Origin of the sequence: Actinophytocola sp. (assembly GCF_035634895.1) — a bacterium.
Taxonomy (GTDB): Bacteria; Actinomycetota; Actinomycetes; order Mycobacteriales; family Pseudonocardiaceae; genus Actinophytocola.
This window is the reverse complement of sequence record NZ_DASQCC010000190.1, coordinates 41,509-55,522: the sequence shown is the minus strand read 5'-3', so window position 1 is coordinate 55,522 and position 14,014 is coordinate 41,509. Positions and strand designations below refer to the sequence as shown.

16 protein-coding genes are annotated in these 14,014 nt (G+C 70.9%); 13 read left to right on the top strand and 3 right to left on the bottom strand.

The annotated features are described in order from the left end of the window. Nucleotides 1-12 precede the first annotated feature (12 nt). From VET29_RS28420 to VET29_RS28385, 8 genes are read left to right on the top strand one after another with little or no spacing between them, the layout of a single operon-like run. Nucleotides 13-630 (top strand): PIG-L deacetylase family protein, encoded by a 618-nt coding sequence (locus VET29_RS28420; RefSeq protein WP_414636634.1) that lies wholly within the window; start codon nucleotides 13-15, stop codon nucleotides 628-630. After that, nucleotides 627-1,655 carry an NAD(P)-dependent oxidoreductase gene (locus tag VET29_RS28415; RefSeq protein ID WP_324925960.1) on the top strand — a complete coding sequence of 343 codons (1,029 nt, stop codon included), beginning with the start codon at nucleotides 627-629 and terminating at the stop codon, nucleotides 1,653-1,655. The genes VET29_RS28420 and VET29_RS28415 overlap by 4 nt, the downstream gene beginning before the upstream one ends. After that, nucleotides 1,642-2,919: a DUF4910 domain-containing protein gene (locus VET29_RS28410; protein ID WP_414636632.1), complete on the top strand. Its 1,278-nt coding sequence runs from the start codon at nucleotides 1,642-1,644 to the stop codon at nucleotides 2,917-2,919. The genes VET29_RS28415 and VET29_RS28410 overlap by 14 nt, the downstream gene beginning before the upstream one ends. Beyond that, entirely contained in the window at nucleotides 2,912-4,213 is a 1,302-nt protein-coding gene (locus VET29_RS28405; protein WP_324925956.1) for a hypothetical protein, read from the top strand. Before VET29_RS28410 ends, VET29_RS28405 begins: the two co-directional genes overlap by 8 nt. Then, nucleotides 4,210-5,169, top strand: coding sequence for a glycosyltransferase family 2 protein (locus VET29_RS28400; RefSeq protein ID WP_324925954.1), 960 nt, complete (start codon nucleotides 4,210-4,212; stop codon nucleotides 5,167-5,169). The genes VET29_RS28405 and VET29_RS28400 overlap by 4 nt, the downstream gene beginning before the upstream one ends. Next, the gene (locus VET29_RS28395; protein ID WP_324925952.1) at nucleotides 5,166-6,335 is read left to right on the top strand and encodes a polysaccharide pyruvyl transferase family protein; all 1,170 of its coding nucleotides are present in this window, start codon (nucleotides 5,166-5,168) and stop codon (nucleotides 6,333-6,335) included. Before VET29_RS28400 ends, VET29_RS28395 begins: the two co-directional genes overlap by 4 nt. Next, nucleotides 6,332-6,877 carry a dTDP-4-dehydrorhamnose 3,5-epimerase family protein gene (locus VET29_RS28390; protein WP_324925950.1) on the top strand — a complete coding sequence of 182 codons (546 nt, stop codon included), beginning with the start codon at nucleotides 6,332-6,334 and terminating at the stop codon, nucleotides 6,875-6,877. The genes VET29_RS28395 and VET29_RS28390 overlap by 4 nt, the downstream gene beginning before the upstream one ends. A gap of 49 nt (nucleotides 6,878-6,926) precedes the next feature. Next, complete coding sequence (locus VET29_RS28385) at nucleotides 6,927-8,180, top strand: glutamate-1-semialdehyde 2,1-aminomutase (protein ID WP_324926081.1); 1,254 nt, start codon at nucleotides 6,927-6,929, stop codon at nucleotides 8,178-8,180. Here VET29_RS28385 and VET29_RS28380 read toward each other — a convergent pair. After that, the gene (locus tag VET29_RS28380) at nucleotides 8,152-8,805 is read right to left on the bottom strand and encodes a phosphatase PAP2 family protein (protein ID WP_324925948.1); all 654 of its coding nucleotides are present in this window, start codon (nucleotides 8,803-8,805) and stop codon (nucleotides 8,152-8,154) included. The two genes, VET29_RS28385 and VET29_RS28380, sit on opposite strands and share 29 nt — an antisense overlap. A 102-nt stretch (nucleotides 8,806-8,907) precedes the next feature. On the opposite strand from VET29_RS28380, the gene VET29_RS28375 reads away from it, so the two are divergent. From VET29_RS28375 to VET29_RS28365, 3 genes are read left to right on the top strand one after another with little or no spacing between them, the layout of a single operon-like run. Continuing rightward, nucleotides 8,908-9,159 carry a PqqD family protein gene (locus tag VET29_RS28375; RefSeq protein WP_324925946.1) on the top strand — a complete coding sequence of 84 codons (252 nt, stop codon included), beginning with the start codon at nucleotides 8,908-8,910 and terminating at the stop codon, nucleotides 9,157-9,159. Between the two features lie 11 nt (nucleotides 9,160-9,170). Then, nucleotides 9,171-9,581, top strand: a complete 411-nt coding sequence (locus VET29_RS28370; protein WP_324925944.1) for a lasso peptide biosynthesis B2 protein — start codon at nucleotides 9,171-9,173, stop codon at nucleotides 9,579-9,581. Then, nucleotides 9,578-10,483 carry a hypothetical protein gene (locus VET29_RS28365; RefSeq protein ID WP_324925941.1) on the top strand — a complete coding sequence of 302 codons (906 nt, stop codon included), beginning with the start codon at nucleotides 9,578-9,580 and terminating at the stop codon, nucleotides 10,481-10,483. The genes VET29_RS28370 and VET29_RS28365 overlap by 4 nt, the downstream gene beginning before the upstream one ends. On the opposite strand, the gene VET29_RS28360 is transcribed toward VET29_RS28365, so the two are convergent. Continuing rightward, the gene (locus VET29_RS28360; protein WP_324925939.1) at nucleotides 10,451-10,816 is read right to left on the bottom strand and encodes a hypothetical protein; all 366 of its coding nucleotides are present in this window, start codon (nucleotides 10,814-10,816) and stop codon (nucleotides 10,451-10,453) included. The two genes, VET29_RS28365 and VET29_RS28360, sit on opposite strands and share 33 nt — an antisense overlap. Before the next feature lie 12 nt (nucleotides 10,817-10,828). After that, the gene (locus VET29_RS28355) at nucleotides 10,829-12,559 is read right to left on the bottom strand and encodes an ABC transporter ATP-binding protein (protein ID WP_324925937.1); all 1,731 of its coding nucleotides are present in this window, start codon (nucleotides 12,557-12,559) and stop codon (nucleotides 10,829-10,831) included. Between the two features lie 107 nt (nucleotides 12,560-12,666). On the opposite strand from VET29_RS28355, the gene VET29_RS28350 reads away from it, so the two are divergent. Both VET29_RS28350 and VET29_RS28345 read left to right on the top strand, forming a co-directional pair. Beyond that, entirely contained in the window at nucleotides 12,667-12,807 is a 141-nt protein-coding gene (locus VET29_RS28350; protein WP_324925935.1) for a hypothetical protein, read from the top strand. Between the two features lie 57 nt (nucleotides 12,808-12,864). Continuing rightward, nucleotides 12,865-13,995, top strand: a complete 1,131-nt coding sequence (locus VET29_RS28345) for an asparagine synthase-related protein (protein WP_324925933.1) — start codon at nucleotides 12,865-12,867, stop codon at nucleotides 13,993-13,995. Nucleotides 13,996-14,014: the final 19 nt, after the last annotated feature.

Genomic DNA, 14,014 nt, shown 5'->3' with positions numbered 1-14,014 from the left:
TCCGTAGGGTCGGTGGTCGTTCTCGGTGCGCACTGCGACGATGTCGCGATCGGCGCGGGCGGCACGCTGCTCGCGCTCTGCCGGGCGAACCCGGGGGTACGGGTCGACGCGCTCGTGCTGTCGGGCGGCGGCACCGACCGCGAGGACGAGGAACGTGCCGCGCTGCGGGCGTTCTGCCCCGGCGCCGAGCTCGACGTGACCGTCCACAAGCTACCGGACGGCCGGCTGCCGGCGCACTGGGACGAGGCCAAGAACGCGGTCGAGGAGCTGCGCGGGCGGTCGGACCCGGACATGATCCTGGCGCCCCGCGCCGATGACGCGCACCAGGACCACCGTGGCCTCGCGCGGCTGGTGCCGACCGCTTTCCGGGACCACCTCGTGCTGGGTTACGAGATCGTCAAGTGGGACGGCGACCTGGCCAGGCCCAACGCCTACCAGCCGCTGTCCGCGGAACTCGCCGAGAAAAAGGTCTCACTGCTGCAACAGCACTACGCCTCGCAGCGACACCGTCCTTGGTATGACAAGGAGGCCTTCCTGGGTTTGGCGCGGATCCGCGGGATCGAGTGCCAGGAACGATATGCCGAGGCCTTCTTCGTCACCAAGCTGACTCTTGGTTTGGAGGGCTCATGAGGGTCTTGCTCACTGGCCACAAAGGATACCTGGGCACGGTCATGGCACCGGTGCTCGCCGAGGCCGGGCACGAGGTGGTCGGGCTCGACTCCGAGCTGTTCGGCGAGTGCCTGCTCGGCCCGGCGCCGAACGACCCGCCCGGTGTGAACGTCGACCTGCGTGACGTACAGCTCGACCAGGTCCAGGGGTTCGACGCGGTCATCCACCTGGCCGCGCTGTCGAACGACCCGCTCGGCGCGCTGGCCCCGGACCTGACCTACGACATCAACCACCGCGCCTCCAGCCGGCTCGCCCGGCTGGCGCGGGACGCCGGCGTCGGACGGTTCCTGTACGCCTCGACGTGTTCGGTGTACGGCGCGTCCGGCGGCGACGGCCTGGTCGACGAGGACGCCCCGTTGCGCCCGGTCACCCCGTACGCGGAGTCGAAGGTCCGCGTCGAGGGCGACCTGCACGAGCTGGCCGACGACAACTTCACGCCCATCTACCTGCGCAACGCCACGGCGTTCGGCTTCTCACCGCGGCTGCGGGCGGACATCGTGCTGAACAACCTGGTCGGCCACGCGTACCTGTCCGGCGAGGTGCTGGTGCTGTCCGACGGCACGCCGTGGCGGCCGCTCGTGCATGCCGGCGACATCGCGCGGGCGTTCGCCGCCGCGCTGGTGGCGCCGCGGGAGGCCGTGCACGACAAGGCGTTCAACATCGGCACCGAGCGGAACAACGTGACGGTCGCGGAGATCGCGAACGAGGTCGTCGAGGCCGTGCCGGGCTCGACGTTGCGGATCACCGGCGAGGCAGGCGCGGACCCGCGTTCCTACCGGGTCGACTTCTCCCGCTTCCGCGCGGCGATCCCCGGCTTCGACTGCGAGTGGTCGATCAAGGACGGCGCGCTGGAGCTGGCCGAGGCCTACCAGAAGCACGGCCTGACCCGCGAGACGTTCGACCGCCGGTTCACCCGCCTCGCGTGGCTGAAGAACGAGACGGCCCGCGGCTCGGTCGACGAGACGCTGCGTCATGTTCCCCGGTGAGGACATGCATGCTCTGGTGCGGCGGCTCTACCCGCTGTGCCGGAGCATCACCGGCGACGGCGTGCGCGAGACGCTCGCCGTCGTCGGCGAGCACCTGGACCTGACCGTGCACGAGGTGCCGACGGGGACCCAGGTGCTCGACTGGACCGTGCCGCAGGAGTGGAACATCCGCGACGCCTACATCGCCCGCGACGGCGAGCGGGTCGTTGACTTCCAGGAGCTGAACCTGCACGTGGTCGGCTACAGCGTGCCGGTCGACGAGACCATGCCGCTGGCCGAGCTGCGCGAGCACCTGCACACGCTGCCCGACCAGCCCGCGCTCGTGCCGTACCGGACGTCCTACTACGCGCCGACCTGGGGCTTCTGTCTCGCTCAGTCCACTTTGGACCGGCTGCCGGAGGGTGACTACGAGGTCCGGATCGACTCGACCCTGGCCGACGGCTCGCTGACCTACGCCGAGCACGTCGTGCCCGGCCAGGTCGAGGACGAGGTGATCGTCTCCTGTCACGTCTGCCACCCGTCGCTCGCCAACGACAACATGGCCGGCGTGGCGGTCGCCGTCGAGCTCGCTCGCTGGTTGGCGCTGACGCCGGGAAACCCTTACTACACGTACCGGTTCATCTTCGCGCCCGGCACGATCGGCGCGATCACCTGGCTGGCCCGCAACCGGGAGCGGGTCGACCGCGTGAAGCACGGTGTCGTGCTGGCCTGCGCGGGCGACCGGGGTTCGCTGACCTACAAGCAGAGCCGCCGCGGCGACGCCGAGATCGACCGCGTTCTCGCGCACGTCCTGCGCGACCGTCCACATGAGATCCGCGAGTTCTCCCCGTACGGCTACGACGAGCGCCAGTACTGCTCGCCCGGCTTCGACCTGGGTGTCGGCTCGCTGACGAGGACCCCCTACGCCGGCTACCCGGAGTACCACACCTCGGGCGACGACCCGGACTTCGTCACGCCGGAGTCCCTTGTGGACACACTGGAGGCCTGTCAGGAGGCGGTCGGGATCCTCGAGCGCAACCGCACGTACGTCAACCTCAGCCCGTACGGCGAGCCGCAGCTGGGCAGGCGCGGCCTGTACTCCTCGCTCGGCGGCCGCAGCGACGCGAAGGACGCACAGCTCGCCATGCTGTGGGTGCTGAACCTGTCCGACGGGACCAACGACCTGCTCGCCATCGCCGACCGCGCGCGGCTGCCGTTCTCCGCCGTCGTCGCGGCCGCGGACGCCCTGCACGCCGCCGGACTACTGAAGGACGACTGTGTCTGACGGGTCGCCCCGTGCGGGAACCGGCTCCCGGGCCGGGATCCGGGGGATCGCGAGGCGTCTGTCCTGGGGACTCGGCGACCAGGCGGTGTCCAGCATCTCGAACTTCCTGGTCGGCCTCGTGGTCGCCCGCGAGCTGGGGGTGGCCGCGTTCGGCGTGTTCGGCCTCGCGTGGGTGACCTACGGCGTGATCCTCAACATCTCCCGCGGCCTCGCCACCGACCCGCTCGTGGTCCGGTTCTCCGGAGTGTCCACAGAGGAATGGCGGGCCGCCACCGCCCGCGCGGCCGGCACCGCCATCGCCGTCGGCATTGTGTTCGGCGCGCTGTCCGCCCTGGCCGGGCTGGCCATCGGCGGCAGCCTCGGCGGCGCCTTCCTCGCGCTCGCGGTCGTGACGCCGGGCCTGCTGCTGCAGGACGCCTGGCGGTTCGCGTTCTTCGCGGCCGGCCAGGGGCACAAGGCGTTCGTCAACGACACGGTGTGGACCGTCGTCATGATCCCGTTGCTGCTCCTCGCGGCGATCCACAGCACGGTCTGGGGCTTCGTACTCGCGTGGGGCGGCGCCGCCCTGGTCGCGGCCGGCTTCGGCCTGCTGCAGAGCGGGGTCGCGCCGCACTTCAACGGCGTGCGCGACTGGTTGGCGCGGCACCGGGACCTCGGCGCGCGCTACATGGTCGAGAACGTCAGCAACAGCGGCGCGTCGCAGCTGCGCATGTACGGTCTCGGCGCCATCGCGGGGCTGGCGGACGTCGGCGCGATCCGCGGCGCCGAGCTGCTGCTCGGCCCGTTCCTCGCGCTGCTCATGGGCGTGAGCCTGGTCGCGGTGCCGGAGGCGGCGCGGGTCCTGCGCCGCGCGCCGCACCGGCTCGTGAAGTTCTGCGTCCTCATCGGCGGCGCGCAGGCGGCCGCGGCGGCCTTGTGGGGTGCCGCGTTGCTGCTCGTCGTACCGGACGCGCTCGGCCGGTTCCTGCTCAACGAGGTGTGGGCGCCAGCATCGCACCTGATCCTCCCCGTCTCCCTGTCGGTCACGGCCGCCGGCATCGTCGCCGGGGCGACGGCCGGCCTCCGTGCGCTGGGTGCGGCACGGAGAAGCCTGCGGGTCCAGCTGGTCGCGTCCGCCGGCTATCTCGGCTTCGGCCTCGCCGGCGCGGCGCTCGGCGGCGCGGTCGGCATGAGCTGGGGATCCACGACGGCCATGTGGCTGGGGGCCGGTCTGTGGTGGTGGCAGCTTCGCGCGGCGGCGCGCGACCACACCCCGGTCTCCGAACCTGAACTGGTGGAAGTGAGTGCACCATGACAACCCGACGGACAACCCGAAGGACACCCCGACTCACCATCGGCCTGCCGGTCTACAACGGTGAGGAGTACCTGGCGGAGTCCCTCGACGCGCTGCTCGGCCAGTCCTACGAGGACTACGAGCTGATCATCACCGACAACGCGTCGACCGACGGCACGCCGGCGATCTGCCGGAAGTACGTGGCCATGGACGCACGGGTGAGCTACCACCGCCTGCCCGAGAACATCGGCGCGGCCGGCAACCACAACCACGTGTTCACGCTGGCCAGCGGTGAGCTGTTCAAGTGGGCGTCCCACGACGACCTCTACGGCCGCACGCTGCTCGAACGCTGCGTCGAGGCACTGGACGAGCACCCGGACCTCGTCCTCGCGCACTCCTACAACGCCACGATCGACAGCGCCGGGCGGATCATCGAGCCGTACGACTACCGCATCCCGACCGACTCGCCGTCCGCGGCGGAGCGCTTCCGCGGCCTGCTGTACGCGTCCGGCGGCGACGACTTCTACGGCGTCATCCGGTCGGCGGCACTGCGGAACGTCAAGCCGCACGACAGCTACCACCACGCCGACCGGACGTTCGTGATGGACCTGGCCATGCAGGGCCGTTTCCACCAGGTGCCGGAGCTGCTGTACTTCCGCCGCGACCACGAGACCCGCGCCGAGCGCGCGAACCCGAGCGTGCGCAGCCGCTGCGCGAACCTGGACCCGAAGCGTGGCAAGGGCTTCAACCCGACCGTCCGGCTGCTCGCCGAGTATGCCTGGGGATACGTCGACCTGATCAACCGCGCACCGGTCAGCCGCGCCGAGAAGGCGAAGTGCTACCGGCACCTCGCCGAGTACCTGTCCAGCCGGGTGACCCGCCGCGTGGTCAGCGCCGACAGCCGCCCGGCCGTCGCGCCGACCGAGCAGGTCCTGTCGATCGACGGGATCGTCCCGGGCCGGCCGGTGCGGTCATGAGGGTCGGGCTGTTCGGCCTGCTCGGCACCGGCAACCTCGGCAACGACGGTTCGCTGGCCGCCGTGCTCGGCCATCTGCGGGACGAGCACCCCGCGGCGCGGATCGAGGTGTTCTGCTCCGGCCCCGAGGACGTCATGGCCCGCCACGGCGTCGCGGCCGTGCCCATGAACTGGAACCGCGCGGAGTACACGACCGCGTCCCGGCTGACCTCGATCGTCCGAAAAGGACTCGGCAAGGTCGTCGACGCCTTCCGCACGGCGAACTGGGTCCGCAGGCAGGACGTGGTGATCGTGCCGGGCATGGGTGTGCTGGAGACCACGCTGCCGCTGCGGCCGTGGGGCTGGCCGTACTCGCTGTTCCTGCTGTCGCTGTCCGGCAAGCTGGTCCGCACCAAGGTCGTGTTCCTCGCGGTCGGCGCGGCCGTGGTCGCCGACCGGGCCAACCGCACGCTGCTGGTCGGTGCGGCCCGGCTCGCCCACTACCGCTCCTACCGCGACGAGGTCTCGCGGGAGGCGTTGAGCGCCATGGGCGTCGACACGTCCGGCGACCCGGTGCACACCGACCTCGCGTTCGCCCTGCCGAACCCCAACCCACCGGTGGACAAGGGTGTGGTGGGCGTCGGCGTGATGGACTACCACGGCAGCAACGACGACCGTGCCAGGGCGGCGCGGATCCACCGCGACTACGTGTCCGGCATGACCGACTTCGTGCGCCGGCTCACCGAGGACGGCCGCGTGGTCCGGCTCTTCGTCGGCGACCAGGTCGACGAGCGGGTGGCCGAGCGGATCATCGACGCGGTCGGCTCCCGCGGGGTCTCGGTCGTCCACACGTCCACTTTGGACGAGCTGCTGTTCGAGATGGCCCGCGTGGAATCGGTGGTCGCGTCCCGGTACCACAACGTGCTGGCCGCGGTGAAGCTCGGCAAGCCGACGGTCGGCGTCGGCTACGCGGCCAAGAGCGACGCGTTGATGGCCGAGATGGGCCTCGGTGACTTCTGCCACTCCATGCGCGACCTCGACGTCGACCGGCTGGTCAAGCAGTTCACCGTGCTGGAGGAGAGCGGGCCCGAGGTGCGGGCCGTGCTCACGCGGCGCAACGCCGAGATGTCCGGACGTGTCGAGCGGCAGCTGGCCGAGCTGTCCGCGATTCTCCGAGGTGAGCGATGAAAGCCGTGCCGGTGCCCGAGATCGAGGGCGCCTACCTGTTCGAACCGACCCCGCATGCCGACGACCGGGGTTTCTTCAGCCGCACGTTCGACGCCGACGTCGTGCGGTCCGTCGGGATCGACCCGGACGGGTTCGTGCAGGACAGCCTGTCACGCTCCCGCTTCGCCGTGTTGCGGGGCATGCACCTGCGGTCCGGCCTCGGCGAGGCCAAGATGGTGCGCTGCTCGTACGGCCGGGTGTTCGACGTCATAGTCGACCTACGGCCCAGCTCGTCCACCTACCTGCAGCAGAAACATTTGGAGCTTTCGGGCGATTCACAAGTGACGCTGTATGTGCCGGCAGGTTGTGCGCATGGTTTCCAGGCGCTGACCGACCCGGCAGACGTGTCGTACCGGATCGACCGGGCGCACGACCCGGCCGAGGACGTGACGATCGCGTTCGACGACCCGGAGCTGGCCATCCCGTGGCCGTTCCCGCCGCTGCGAATGTCCGAGAGGGACAGGGCGGCACCGTCGCTCGCGGTGGCGCTGGGAAGGACCTAGGACTTTGGATTTCACCGCCTCCAACGAGGCGAACAAGCGACTGCACGACATGGTGCCCGGTGGGGCGCATACCTACGCCAAGGGTGAGGACCAGTACCCGGCCGGCATGGCGCCGGTGATCGAGCGCGGCCACGGCGCTCGGGTCTGGGACGTGGACGGCAACTCCTACGTCGAGTACGGCTCCGGTCTGCGGTCGGTGAGCCTCGGGCACGCGCACCCTCGGGTCGTCGAGGCCGCGAGCAGACAGCTGGACCTGGGCAGCAACTTCGTGCGCCCCAGCGCGATCGAGGCGGACGCGGCGGCGAAGTTCCTCGCCACCGTGCCGACCGCCGAGATGGTCAAGTTCGCCAAGAACGGCTCGGACGTGACCACGGCCGCGATCCGGCTGGCCAGGGCGGCCACCGGCCGGCAGACCGTCGCGCTGTGCCGTGACCAGCCGTTCTTCTCGACGGACGACTGGTTCATCGGCACCACCGCGATGAACGCCGGGATCCCGCGGCAGGAGCTGGTGGTCACGTTCCCGTACGGGGACCTCGACGCGGTCTCGACGCTGTTCGAGGCGCGGGAGATCGCGTGTGTGGTGCTGGAGGCGGCCACCTACGGCGACCCGCCGGAGGGCTACCTGCAGGGACTGCGCGACCTGTGCACGTTCCACGGCGTGGTGCTGATCTTCGACGAGATGATCACCGGTTTCCGCTGGTCGGAGGCTGGTGCGCAGGGTCTCTACGGCGTGACCCCGGACCTGTCGGCCTTCGGCAAGGCACTGGGCAACGGCTTCGCGGTGTCGGCACTGGCCGGCCGCCGTGAGCTGATGGAACTGGGCGGCCTGCGTGACTCGCGGGAGCGGGTGTTCCTGCTGTCGACGACGCACGGCGCGGAGACCCACTCGCTGGCGGCGGCCATGGCCGTGATGGACGTCTACGTCGAGGAGGGCATCACCGAGCGGCTGCACATCCTGGGTGCGCGGCTGGCGGCGGGGGTGCGCGAGGTCGCGACGTACGAGGGGGTCGGCGAGCACGTGCTGGTGCGTGGCCGGCCGAGCAACCTGGTGTTCGCGACCCTCGACGCCGAGGGCACACCGTCACAGGAGTACCGGACGCTGTTCATGCGCCAGCTCATCTCGGCCGGCGTGCTCGGCCCGTCGTTCGTGGTGAGCAGCGCACTGACGGACGCCGACATCGAGCAGACGCTGAAGGCCGTCCGGCAGGCCTGCGTGGTCTACCGCCAGGCCCTCGACGCCGGCGACCCGGCCGAATGGCTCGGTGGCCGTCCCGTCAAGCCCGTGTTCCGCCGCTTCGCCTAGCCTCGAAGCGATCCACCGCCTTGTCCACCGCCCACGCCACGGCCGGCACGATCGCCAGCGCGGCACAGAAGCCGCCGAACGTGTCGGTCGGGTAGTGGGCGTTGAGGAGGACCTGTGCCCAGGCCATCGTCGCGGCGGCCAGCACGGTGACGACCGCGGTCAGCCACAGGCGGCCGGCCGCGAGGGTGGCGACGAGGGCGAAGGCCGTGGCGGTCGCGGTATGACCGCTCGGAAACGACAGGAAGCCGTCGTTGATCGTGCGGCCCACCAACGGTTTGAGCCCGCTGGTGACGGCGACCGCGGCCGCGGTGCCGGCGACGGCGAGAATCGCGGCCCGCCGGTTTCCCTTGCTCAGGAACACGATCACGAACGTGACCAACACCACCGTGTACCCGACGGGCTCACCGGTCCAGTCGACGACGAGCGCGATCGAATGCCACGGCTGGTCGAGTGACCGGAGAAAGGCGCGGATCCCGGCGTCGACCGGTGCGCCGCTGGACTCCCCGGCGAACAGAAAACCAAGCACCACAAGGGTGACGGCCGCCAGTACGGACACGACGGCGAGCGGTGCCCGGGAGGAAGCCGGCAACGCACGCACCTGGTTCACACCCGGTTCGACCCGCACAACAAGAGAATCGTCCGCCGAGTCACGATTGTTTCGCGGTCCGTCATCACGGTAACGGGCAGGCGGCCCCGCCCGAATCCACAGTGGATGAAGGGACAAACCATGCGCCTCCGCACCGCGGACATCTCCGCCCGTACGATCGGCGGCGAAACGATCGTCCTGGACCTGCCGAGCTCCCAGTACTTCGCCATCACCGGCATCGGCAGCCGGGTCTTCGAGCTCTTGTCCGAGGAACGGTCCGTCGACGACCTCGTCGTGGCCATCCTCGCTGAGTACGACGTCGACGAGGCCACCGCCCGCCAGGACGTCGAGGCGTTCGTCGACCGCCTGCACCAGGCCCGGCTGCTGGCGTGAAGGGGCCACCCATGCCGTTCCGCCGCCGCGTGCGTTTCGTGTTCGAGCAGGCCCGCGCCCTGTTCTGGCTGACGAGGATCGAGATCGGCCTGCGCCGGCACCCGCTGCCGGTCATGTGCCGCAAGCTCGGCATCGACTGTGACCTGCGCAGTGCCGCCGCACCCGCCGCCGTCCCGGTCGTGCTGCCGAGGCGTACCCGCACGGCCGTCCTGGCCTGCGCGTACGCGGTCGCGAGGTGGCCGATGGGCGGCACGTGCCTGCGCAGCTGCCTGGTGCTCGGCCACCGGCTGCGCACCCTGGACCCGGTGCTGCGCATCGGGGTCCGGCGCGAGGGCGAGCTGGTCGTGCACTCATGGCTGGAGATCGGCGGCCGGACACTGGACCCCACGTCCACGCAGTACGCGACCCTGGGGACCATGTGAGGTACCGAGCCCACGGCCTGCTGGTCGACAGCGACGTGCCGCTGCCGCTGCCGCCGGGGCCGCCCGGGCCCGCCGACCTGGTGCTGAGCCTGGCCGAGGACCGTGAGGTGCCCCACGAACGGCCACCCGGCGAACGCCTGGCCGAGATCGGCCGGCCGAACCAGACGATCTTCTACACGCTGGCGAGGGCCGACGGCGTGGTGCTGCGGTACCCCGGCCTGTGCGACTTCGTGGGCGATGCCCGGTTCGCACGGGTCGCCGTACACCCGCACCCGGGTGCCGACGAGGGCCTGCTGCCGGTGCTGATCGCGGGCGCGCTGCTGGCCATGCACCTGATGCTGCGTGCCGAGCTGGTGCTGCATGCGAGCGCGGTCCAGGCGGGGGAACGCGCGGTGGCGTTCGTGGGCCGGTCGGGCATGGGGAAGTCGACGCTGGCGACGGTGCTGTCCTCGCGTGGCTACCCGCTGGTCTCGGACGACCTCCTGCGCGTGGACACCGACCTGCGGGTGTACCCGGGCGCCACGGAGACCCGGCTACGCCCCGGCGCGCGGTCGCTGGCGGGTGGCGGTGGCTACGAGACCGCGGACGGCCGGCTCGCACACCGCCCGTGCGACCTGGTGGACGGCCCGCTGCCGCTGGCGGCGTGCGTGATCCCCCAGCCGAGCCGGGAGGTGACCGAGGTCTCGACACGCCGGCTTCGTCCGGTGGAGGCGCTGGTGCGGCTGAGCAGCTACCCGCGCGTGCTGGGCTGGACCGACCCGGCGACCATGTCGGCGGCGTTCCAGGCGCTGGGTGCCCTGGTGGAACGGGTCCCGGTCCTCGAGGCGACCATCCCGTGGGGACCGCCGTTCGGCGCGGGGATCGACCGGCTAGTCGACGAGGCCGCCTGTCACGCCGGGTAAGTCCCGCTCCTCGATCCGTTCGATCTTGTCCGCCACGGCGCGCCCGAGGTCGACGCCGTGCGAGACGGCGAGGATCGCCGTGCAGATGAGCACGTCGGCCAGCTCGCCCGCCATGCCCTCGGGGGTGAACCCGCCCTTGGCGCGTCGCTGGTAGCCGGCCTGGCCGAGCACCTCGGCCTGCAGCTCACCGACCTCCTCGGCGAGCTTCGCCGCCTGTGCGAGCACGAACGCCGGGTACCCACCGGCCTCTTCGGACAGTCCGCGCCGCAGCCGCTCGGCCTGCCCGCCCGCCCACTCGCACAGCTCCCGCACCGACAGCTCGGATGTCACCACCCGGGCATCATGTCAGTGGTAGGCCGCCGACTGCAGTTGGTACAGCTCGGCGTACTGGCCCGCCGCGGCCATCAGCTCGTCGTGTGTGCCGCACTCCACGACCCGGCCGGCGTCCATCACGTAGATCCGGTCCGCCATGCGGGTGCTCGAGAACCGGTGCGAGATGAGCAGGGCCGCCCGGCCCCCCAGCGTCGCCCGTACGTTCGTGAACAGCTCGTGCTCGGCCCTGGGGTCCAGCGCCGCCGCCGGCTCGTCCAGCACGATCAGGGGCGTGTCCCGGTACAGGGCCCGTGCCAGCGCGACCCGCTGCCACTGCCCGCCGGACAGGTCCACGCCCTCGTCCAGGTCCCGTCCCAGCATCGTGTCCAGGCCGTCCGGCAGCTCGCGCACGGTCCGGTCCAGGCCGGCCGACGAGCTGGCGCGCACGGCATCACCGGCCGGGGCGCTGATGGTTATGTTCTCCCGCAACGTCATCTGGTACCGCACGAAGTCCTGGAAGATCACCGTCACCGACGCACGCACGTCCGCGGCCGGCACGGCGACGCCGTCCCAGTGCCGCGACCCGTCCGCCGGGTCGTACAACCCGGCCACCACCTTCGCCAGCGTGGTCTTGCCGGACCCGTTCTCGCCCACCAGCGCGACGACCTCGCCCGCGCCGATCTCCAGCGACACCCCGTCGACCGCCGCCCGCTCCTGGCCCGGGTAGCTGAACCGCACGTCCCGCAGCGACACCCCGGAGCTGAGCGGGTGCTTGTCGCCGGCGGCAACCTGAGCAGGTCCACTTGCGACGAACCGGGCGAGATCCGCCAGGAACGGCGCGGACTCCAGCAACCCGCCGATCGAGCCGAACAGCACCCCCAGCTGCCCGCTCAGCAACCGCACGGCGATGGCCGCGGCGCCGGCGTCCGCGAGCCCCAGCCGGCCGTCCCGCACCAGCGTCACGATCGCCAGCAACGCGAGGGTCAGCGCCGCGGCGACGCCGGCGGTGGTCAGGCCGGCGATCACCTGCCGGCGCCGAACCTGTTGCCGCAGCGCGGTGTTCACGCCGGCGTTGAGCTCGTCGTGCCGGGACCGCAACGGTTCGAACGCGTCGAACGCGCGCACCTCCGCGGCGTAGGGCCGCAGCGTCAGCAGCTCCCGGAGGTAGTGCCGCCGGCGGAACAGCGCCGTGAGCCTGTGCGCGAACGCGAACTCGGTGCGGCTCGCCCACCGCGACAGCAGGATCGCCGGCACCCCCGCGGCGAGCAGCAGCGGCAGCAGCAGCGGCTCGACCGCCACCAGCACGACGGACATCGCGCCGACGCCGACCAGGCTCCCCGTCATCCCGAACAGTGCGGCCGTGACCGCGAACGGGTGCTCCAACGCGTGCTGCCGCACCCGTTCCAGCGCGGTCGCGAACCCGGTCGACTCGTAGGTGACGAGATCGGCACGCGCGGTCGTGTCCAGCAATCGGTCCCACACCCGCTGTGACACCCGCTCGCCGAGGATCCGGTTCTGCTGTGTCTGGAGTGGACCGACCGAACCGGACACCGCGGTCGCCAGCGCCAGCAACAGAAGCGAGACGGTGAGCCCGGCGTGATCGGTCGAGAGCAGCGCGTCGAACACGAACTTGCCGGCCGCGACCACCCCGAGAGCCGCCACCGCGCCGAGAAGTTGGTACACCGCGGCGAGAATCGTGCCGGCACGGTCCGCGCGCCACACTTCCCGCGCCGCGGCCGCGACCAACCGGGGCGTTCTGGTCAACCGTCGCATGTGTAGTACGTCCGGCTACGGACAGCATTTGTTACAGCCATTTGGTAATGATGCTGACCTTCACACGACGTAGCAGGTATACCGGGAGGAGGTGACACATGCGCCAGCCCTACGAAACTCCGGAGATCATCGAGCTCGGGACCCTGCTGGACCTGACCCAGGCCAACCTTTTCGGCAAGTCCAGCGACCAGTTGACGTGGATTCTGCCGATCCTCGGCGACAACAACCGCTACTCGTGACCCGTGTGGACGGTGGCGAACACTGAGTCTCGTCGTCGTCGGCACAAGGGAGTCCGTGTGGGACTGTATACAATGGACCCGCTGGAGATCGCCGGCGGTTGGGTGAACGGCTACGACCCGGTCCCGTTGCCCCCGGGGCCACACGAGTCGCCACGCCGTGTGCTCGACCGACTGCTGCTGGCACACCTCGGTACCGCGCCGTGCCTGGTGGCGTTCTCCGGCGGTCGTGACTCTTCGGTCCTGCTGGCCGCCGCGGTGAACGTGGCGCGCCAGCAGGGCCTGCCCTTGCCGGTGCCGATCACACTGTCCTATCCGGAGGCTCCCGACGCGGCGGAGTCCGACTGGCAGGACGCCGTGCTGAGACATCTCGGCATCAAGGAACGCATCGTCCTCACCGTCCACGACGAGCACGACCCACTGGGTCCGGTCGCGACCCCCGTGCTGCGTCGCCACGGACTGGTCTGGCCGCCGAACTTCGCCCCGACGGTCCGCCTGATGAAGATGGCCCGCGGCGGCACCCTGCTGACCGGCGAGGGCGGCGACGAGGCGTTCGGCCTCAAACGCATCACCCCGCTGACGAAACTGTTGAAGCGCAAGGGTGTCGTGTCCCCCGGCGTCTACGCCGACACCGTGCGTGCCCTGGCTCCCGCCGCCCTCCGGCGCCGCGGCGCACTGCGCGGCCGTTACCGGAGACCGTGGCTGCACCCGGAAGTGGAGGACGACCTGGCCCGCCGCGACGCGGCGGACGTGGCGGCGTTCGCACTGCGCGCCGGCCACAACACCTGGCAGTTCGCGACCCGCCGCTGCGCCCGGCTCTCCTACGAGACGGTGCGAGTGCTGGGCGCGGAGCTGGATGTCACGTACGTACAGGCATTCGCCGAACCGGCGCTGGTGGCCTCGGTGGCCGCGACGGGAGGTTCCTTCGGCTGGACCGGCCGGGCCGCCACGATGCGCGGCCTGTTCGGCGACCTGCTCCCACGCGAGGTACTGGAACGCCGCACGAAGGCACTGTTCGCGAACGCCGTCTTCGCCCGCTACACGAAGGAGTTCGCCCGCACCTGGAACGGGTCCGGAGTGGACGAGGACCTGGTGGACCCGGAGATCCTCCGCGAGATCTGGCTGTCCGAGGACCCACACGCCCCGTCCATGACACTGCTCCAGCAGGCCTGGCTGGCCAGATACGGCTAGGCCGAGCGGGTTCGCAAAG

Excerpts from the sequence above, each read along its gene's own strand:
- VET29_RS28390 (WP_324925950.1), top strand. The coding sequence starts at position 6,332 with ATGAAAGCCGTGCCGGTGCCCGAGATCGAGGGCGCCTACCTGTTCGAA.
- VET29_RS28370 (WP_324925944.1), top strand. The coding sequence starts at position 9,171 with ATGCCGTTCCGCCGCCGCGTGCGTTTCGTGTTCGAGCAGGCCCGCGCC.
- VET29_RS28395 (WP_324925952.1), top strand. The coding sequence starts at position 5,166 with ATGAGGGTCGGGCTGTTCGGCCTGCTCGGCACCGGCAACCTCGGCAAC.
- VET29_RS28400 (WP_324925954.1), top strand. The coding sequence starts at position 4,210 with ATGACAACCCGACGGACAACCCGAAGGACACCCCGACTCACCATCGGC.
- VET29_RS28385 (WP_324926081.1), top strand. The coding sequence starts at position 6,927 with ATGGTGCCCGGTGGGGCGCATACCTACGCCAAGGGTGAGGACCAGTAC.
- VET29_RS28415 (WP_324925960.1), top strand. The coding sequence starts at position 627 with ATGAGGGTCTTGCTCACTGGCCACAAAGGATACCTGGGCACGGTCATG.
- VET29_RS28350 (WP_324925935.1), top strand. The coding sequence starts at position 12,667 with ATGCGCCAGCCCTACGAAACTCCGGAGATCATCGAGCTCGGGACCCTG.
- VET29_RS28375 (WP_324925946.1), top strand. The coding sequence starts at position 8,908 with ATGCGCCTCCGCACCGCGGACATCTCCGCCCGTACGATCGGCGGCGAA.
- VET29_RS28410 (WP_414636632.1), top strand. The coding sequence starts at position 1,642 with ATGTTCCCCGGTGAGGACATGCATGCTCTGGTGCGGCGGCTCTACCCG.